Here is a 6,885-nt window from a genome sequence, read left to right on the forward strand (position 1 = left end):
AGCCAGTCGCCGGTCAGCGCCGACACCATCGGGATCTCCGCCGCAGTAGGAGTGATGCCTCCCAGAACAGCCAGGATCTCGTCCCGCAACTGCTCGACCTGCGGACCATGCGAGGCATAGTCCACCGGGATCATCCGGGTCCGCACCGCATCACCACAGGCGGCCTCCAGCCCACGCAACGCCGAAGGCTCACCGGAGACCACGGTCGCCGACGGGCCGTTCACCGCAGCAATCGACAGCCGATCACCAAAGGAGGCGATCCTGCGCCGGACCGCGTCCACCGACTCCGCGATCGACAGCATCCCGCCATGACCGGCGAGAACCGTCAAAGCCCGACTCCGCAACGCGACAACCTTCGCCGCGTCTTCCAGCGACAGGATCCCCGCGACCGCAGCAGCGGCGATCTCACCCTGCGAATGACCCACCACCGCATCCGGCTCCACACCGGCAGCACGCCACACCGCAGCCAGCGACACCATCACCGCCCACAACGCCGGCTGCACCACATCAGCAGATTCAAAATCGTGACGACCAGCCAGTACGTCATCAAGTCGCCAGTCCACGAACGGCTCCAAAGCCGCCGCGCACTCGGCCAGACGCGCCGCGAACACCGGGGATGAGTCGGCCAGCTCCCGGCCCATGCCGATCCACTGCGAGCCCTGACCGGGGAACACGAACACCGTCCGCCCGACACCACCAGGGGAAACCTCACCGGCCACCACCCCAGCCGCCGGCTGACCCGTCGCCACCGACACCAGCCCGGTCAGCAACTCATCACGGCCGGCACCGACGACCACCGCCCGGTGCTCGAACATCGACCGTGATGTGGCCAGCGACCACCCGACATCCCCGACCGGCAACTCCGGCCGGGCCACCACGTGCTCGCGCAGCCGACCGGCCTGCCCGGCCAGCGCCGCCGCGCCGTGGCCGGAGAGGATCCACGCCGGGTCCGCGTCCGGCAATACCGCGGGAGGGGCCTCGTGCGCGGCCGTCCCGGCGGTGGTGGGCGTCTCCTCCAGGATCACGTGGACGTTGGTGCCGCTGATCCCGAACGCCGACACACCAGCCCGGCGCACCCGCTCACCGGCCGGCCAATCCCGCGCCTGCGACAACAACTCGACATGACCCGACGACCAGTCGACATGCGTCGACGGCGTCCCGGCGTGCAATGTCGGCGGCACCAGGCCATGTCGCATGGCCAGCACCATCTTGATCACACCGGCGACGCCCGCCGCCTGCTGGGTGTGCCCGATGTTCGACTTGACCGAGCCCAGCCACAACGGCCGATCCGCACTCGGACGCTCCTGACCATATGTGGCCAGGAGTGCGCCCGCCTCGATCGGGTCGCCGAGGGACGTACCCGTGCCATGCGCCTCGACCACATCCACGTCCGCCGCCGTCACCTGCGCGTTCGCCAACGCCGCCCGGATCACCCGCCGCTGCGACGGACCATTCGGCGCCGACAAGCCGTTCGACGCACCATCCTGGTTCACCGCACTACCCCGGATCACCGCCAGGACCTGATGGCCGTTACGCCGGGCATCCGACAGCCGCTCCAGCAGGATCATGCCGGCGCCCTCACCCCAGCCGATCCCGTCCGCCTCGTCGGAGAACGCCTTGCACCGACCGCTGGAACCCATTCCGCCCTGCGTGGAGAACTCGATGAACGCGCCGGGCGAACTCATCACCGCGACCCCGCCGGCCAGCGCCATCGTGCACTCACCGGCCCGCAGCGCCTGTGTGGCCTGGTGCAGGGCGACCAGCGACGACGAACAGGCGGTGTCCACGGTCACGGCGGGACCGGTCAGCCCGAGGACGTACGAGATCCGGCCGGAGGCCACCGAGGAGACCGACCCGGTCATCCGGTAGCCGTCCAGGCTCGAGTCGTCGATCGGGAGGCTGCTCTCGTAGCCGGATCCGCTGGCGCCGATGAACACACCGGTCGCCGAACCGTGCAGCGACGACGGCGCCAGACCGGCCCGCTCGATCGCCTCCCACGACGTCTCCAGGAGCAACCGCTGCTGTGGATCCATCGCCAGGGCCTCACGCGGATTGATGCCGAAGAAGTCCGCGTCGAAGGTGGCGGCGTCGTAGACGAAACCACCCTGTCGTACGTAGGTGCGGCCGGATCGGGCCGCCTCGCCGCCGAACTCCTCCTCGAAGGCCTCCCAGCCTCGGTCGGCCGGGAACCCGGAGATCGCGTCCGTACCGCTGGTCAGCAGTTCCCAGAACCGGTCGGGGCTGTCGACGTCACCGGGGTACCGGCAGCCGATGCCGACGATCGCGATCGGCTCGCCACCGGCCGCCGCCACCACCCGCACCGTGCTGTCGGATTCACCGGATCCGAGCAGCTCCGCACGGATGAACTCGGCCAGGGCGACCGCGTTCGGGTAGTCGAACACCAGGGTCGACGGCAGTCGCACCCCGGCCGCCGACGACAGCAGGTTGCGCAGCTCCACCGCGCCGGCCGAGTCGAAACCCAGGTCCTTGAAGGCCCGCTGCGGCGGTACGGCTTCGGCCGACTCGTGTCCCAGCACCGTCGCGGCGTGCTCACGCACCATCCCGGTCAGCCACTGTCGCTGCTCGGCCTCCGGCATGGCGCGCAGGCGTACGGCGAGTTCTGATCCTCGGGTCTCGGCCGGGCCGCCGATCTCCGCCGTGGTCTCGGCGGCGAGCACCGCCCGCACCTCGGGCAGGTCGGACAGCAGCGGACTCGGGCGGTAGAGGGTGTACGTCGGGACGAACCGCGGCCAGTCGAAGCCGGAGACCGCCAGTGATCCCTCGTCCCCGTCGAGTGCCTGGCCGAGGATGCGCATCCCACGGTCCGCGTCGATGCCCTCCATACCGTAGGTCAGCAGGCGGGCGCCGCCGTCGCTGGCCGCCATGCCCACGTTGTCCCACACTCCCCAGGCGATGGAGGTGGCCGCCAGCCCCCGGGAGCGGCGGTTGTCGCACAGGGCGTCGAGGTAGGCGTTGGCCGCCGCGTACGCGCTCAGCCGTCCACTGCCCCAGGCCGCCGCGCCGGAGGAGAACATGACGAACGCGTCCAGTTCGCGACCGGCGGTCAGCTCGTCCAGGAGTGCGGCGCCGCCGGCCTTCGCCGACAGCATCCGCTCCAGGTCGGTGGGCTGGTTCTCGTCGACCGGGCCGGCGCCGCCCAGTCCGGCGGCGTGCACGATCGAGGAGAGCGGGGCGCCGGACCCGTCGATCCACCGCAGCAGTCCGGTGACCGCGGCCCGGTCACCGGCGTCGCACGCCACCACGTCGACCGCGGCGCCGGACCGGGCCATCTCGGCGGCCAGTTCGGGGACGCCCCGGGCGGCCGGCCCGGACCGGCTGGTCGCCACGATCCGGGTGGCGCCGCGTTCCACCGACCAGCGGGCCGTGATCGCGCCGACCCCGCCGGTGCCGCCGGTGACGAGCACCGCGCCGGCCGGGGTCCAGGTGTGGCGTACCACCGGCCGGTCGGCGTGGTCGAGCCGGCGGCCCAGAATGCCGCGCGGGCGCAGTGCCACCTGGTCCTCGCCGCCGTCGGCCAGGACCGACACCAGCCGGGCGCCGGCCCGCGCGTCCAGGACCTCGGGCAGGTCGATCAGGCCGCCCCAGCGGCCGGCGAGTTCCAGCCCGGCGGTGACGCCCAGGCCCCACACCTCGGCCTGGGCGAGGTTGACGGCGGGTTCGCCGGTGCCGGTGCCCACCGCGCCACGGGTCAGCACCCACAGTGGCGCGGTCGCCCCCTGGTCGCCCAGGGCCCGCAGCAGTCGTACCGTGTCGAACAGTCCAGCCGGCACGATCGGGTGTTCCGGGTGGGTGTCCTCGGACAGTGCCAACACCGAGACGACACCGGCCGCGTCGGCGGCCGGCGGGCCGAGGAGGTCCGGGCCGGCGACGGTCTCCACGTCGGCGCCGCGTTCGGCGAGCACCGCGGCGATCGCGTCGGCGTCCACGCCGGCCCCGACCACCAGCCACTTTCCGGTGAGTACGGCCGGGGCGGCGGTCACCGGCGCCCAGGTGACGCGATAGCGCCAGTCGGCCACCGCCGCGTCGGCGCGTTCCCGGCGGCGCCATGCGGTCAGCGCGTTCAGGTCGATCCCGGCGTCGCCCACCCCGAGCAGATCCGCCAGGGTGCCGGCGTCGCCGCGCTCGACGGCGGCCCAGAAGCCGGCCTCGGCGGCGGTGGCGCCGAGCGTCGACAGCGCCGCCGGTTCGGCCGGGCGGGGCCAGAAGCGCCGGTGCTGGAACGCATACGTCGGAAGGTCCACCGTCGTGCCGGCACCCGCCAGCACCGGCCAGCGGACCGGGACGCCGCGCACGTACGCCCGGGCGAACGAGGTCAGCAGCCGCGCCGGGCCGCCGTCGTCGCGGCGCAGCGTGCCCACCACGATCGGGTCGCGGTCCTCCAGGTTGGCACTGACCGCCTGGATCAGTGCCGGGTGCGCCGACGTCTCCACGAACACCCCGTGCCCGGACTCCGCCAGGACACGGACGGCGCGGCCGAACTCCACCGGCTCACGCAGCGAGGAGTACCAGTAGGTGGCGTCCATCTCGGGGCCGGTCAGCCACTGCCCGGTCATCGCCGACAGCACCGGGATCCGCGCCTGTCCGGGGACGATGCCGGCCAGCGCGTCGAGGATGCTGGTACGCAGTTCCTCCACCTGGGCGCTGTGTGAGGCGTACCCGATCGGGATCCTCGAGGTCCGGATGTCCGCGGGGCAGGTGGCGACGAACTCGTCCAGGGCGTCGCCGTCACCGGAGAGCACTGTCGCCGCCGGGCCGTTGACCGCGGCGATGGAGAGCCGTGCACCGAACGGGGCGAGTCTGCGGCGTACCGCGTCGGCGGGTTCGGCGACGGACAGCATGCCGCCGCGGCCGTCCAGGGTCCGCAGTGCCCGGGCTCGCAGCCCGGCGACCTTCGCACCGTCGGCGAGGGACAGCACCCCGGCCACGGTGGCCGCGGCGATCTCGCCGAGCGAGTGCCCGACGACGGCGTCCGGTTCCACACCGGCGGCCTGCCAGACCGCGGCCAGGGAGACGCTCACCGCCCACACGGCCGGCTGGAGTACGTCGGCGGCGTCGAAGTCGTGCCGGCCGGCCAGGACGTCGTCCAGTTCCCAGTCCACGTAGGGCCGCAGGGCCGCCGCGCACTCGGCGAGTCTGGCGGCGAAGACCGGTGAGTGCCCGGCCAGTTCGCGGCCCATGCCGACCCACTGGCTGCCGTGGCCGGGAAAGACGAAGACGGTACGGCCGATCCCGGCCGGGTCCACCGCACCGGTCACCACCGTGGTGCCCGGCCGTCCACCGGCCAGCGCCGACAGGCCGGTCAGGAACTCGTCACGGCCGGTGCCGAGGACCACGGCCCGGTGCTCGAACTCCGACCGGGTGGTGGCCAGCGACCACGCCACCGCGTCGACCGGCAGTTCCGGCCGGGCCAGCACGTGCTCCCGCAGACGGCCGGCCTGGCCGGCGAGCGCGGCGGCGCCACGGCCCGTCACCGGCCATGCCGCGACCGGGCCGGTGAGCAGCGGCTGCGTCTCGGTGCGCGGCACCTCGGCCTCCGGCGGCGCCTCCTCCAGGATCAGGTGGGCGTTGGTGCCGCTGATCCCGAACGCCGACACACCAGCCCGGCGCACCCGCTCGCCGGTCGGCCAGTCCCGCGGCTGCGACAACAGTTCGACATGACCCGACGACCAGTCGACATGTGACGAGGGCGTCTCGGCGTACAGAGTGCGCGGCAGTTTCCGGTTCTGCAGCGCCATCACCATCTTGATCACACCAGCGACACCCGCGGCCTGCTGCGCGTGCCCGATGTTCGACTTGATCGAACCGATCCACAACGGCTCACCGCCGGCCGGCCGGTCCTCGCCGTAGGTGGCCAGGAGAGCACCGGCTTCGATCGGGTCGCCCAGCTCGGTGCCGGTACCGTGAGCCTCGACCACGTCGACGTCCGCCGCCGACAGCCGCGCGTTCGCCAGCGCCGCGCCGATCACCCGCTGCTGTGCGGGGCCGTTCGGCGCGGACAGGCCGTTGGAGGCGCCGTCCTGGTTGACCGCGCTGCCGCGGATCACCGCCAGCACCGGGTGGCCGTTGCGGCGGGCGTCGGAGAGCCGCTCCAGCATCACCATGCCGGCACCCTCGGCGATGGCCATGCCGTCCGCGCCCTCCGCGAACGCCTTGCACCGCCCGTCGGAGGCGAGCACCCGCATCCGGGAGAAGCCGACGAACTCCATCGGGTCGGCCATCACCATCACGCCACCGGCCAGCGCCATCGAGCACTCGCCGCCGCGCAGCGCGGTCACCGCCTGGTGCAGGGCCACCAGAGACGAGGAACAGGCGGTGTCGACGGAGATCGCCGGACCGACCAGGCCCAGGGTGTACGAGATCCGGCCGGACATCACACTGAGCGCGTTGCCGGTGATCAGGTGTGCCTGGGTGTCCGGATCAGCGCTCGCCGCGTCGAGATAACCGGACGTGGCCGCACCCACGAAGACGCCTACCCCGGCACCCTTCAACGCGGCCGGATCGATGCCCGACCGTTCGATCGCCTCCCACGAGGTCTCCAGCAGCAACCGCTGCTGGGGGTCCATCGCGAGGGCCTCACGCGGGCTGATCCCGAAGAAGTCGGCGTCGAACTCGGCCATCCCGGTGATGAAACCGCCCTCGGTCACGTAGGTGCCGCCGGAGTCCGGGTCCGGGTCGAACAGCGCCTCGGTGGCCCAACCACGATCCGCCGGGAAACCCGTGATGGCGTCGCCGTCGTTGATCAGCAGTTCCCACAGCTCTTCGGGGCTGCTGATCCCGCCCGGATAGCGGCAGGCCATGCCGACGATCGCGATCGGCTCGGTCGGCGCCTGCGACACCGTCGTGGTGACCTGCTTCGCCACCGAG

General features: G+C 72.5%; 1 protein-coding gene. It reads right to left on the reverse strand.

Features of this window, described 5'->3' with window-relative positions; translation table 11 throughout:
- Nucleotides 1-6,885 (reverse strand): type I polyketide synthase (locus ACQ0O7_RS44965; protein ID WP_430792075.1); only part of this gene is annotated, 6,885 nt, incomplete at both ends.

It is taken from the genome of Actinoplanes sp. G11-F43, from assembly GCF_050589265.1.
Taxonomy (GTDB): domain Bacteria; phylum Actinomycetota; class Actinomycetes; order Mycobacteriales; family Micromonosporaceae; genus Actinoplanes.